The 468-nt window shown below is 63.7% G+C and carries 1 protein-coding gene; it reads left to right on the plus strand.

Annotated features, from left to right (window positions below):
* On the plus strand, positions 1 to 468 hold a 468-nt coding region (locus tag EOE48_RS28740; protein ID WP_127734243.1), incomplete at both ends, for an ABC transporter permease.

The following is a 468-nucleotide window of genomic DNA, read 5'->3' on the forward strand; positions in this document are numbered from 1 at the left end:
TTCCGCGGCACGCCGCTGCTGGTGCAGCTGTTTCTGGTCTACTACGGCCTGGCGCAGTTCGATGCGGTGCGTTCCAGCTCGCTGTGGCCGTACCTGCGCGATCCGTTCTGGTGCACGGTGCTGACCATGACCCTGCACACCGCTGCCTACATCGCCGAGATCCTGCGTGGCGCGCTTCAGTCGATCCCCAAAGGTGAGATCGAAGCGGCGCGGGCGCTGGGCATGTCGCGTGGCAAGGCGCTGTTCTACATCATGCTGCCCCGTGCTGCGCGCATCGGCCTGCCGGCGTACAGCAACGAAGTGATCCTGATGCTCAAGGCCAGTGCGCTGGCCAGTACCGTGACCCTGCTGGAACTGACCGGCATGGCCCGTACCATCATTGCCCGCACCTACCTGCCGGTGGAAATCTTCTTTGCCGCAGGCGTGTTCTACCTGGTGATCTCGTTCCTGCTGGTGCAGGGCTTCAAG

Origin of the sequence: Methylobacterium oryzihabitans (assembly GCF_004004555.2) — a bacterium.
GTDB lineage: Bacteria > Pseudomonadota > Alphaproteobacteria > Rhizobiales > Beijerinckiaceae > Methylobacterium > Methylobacterium oryzihabitans.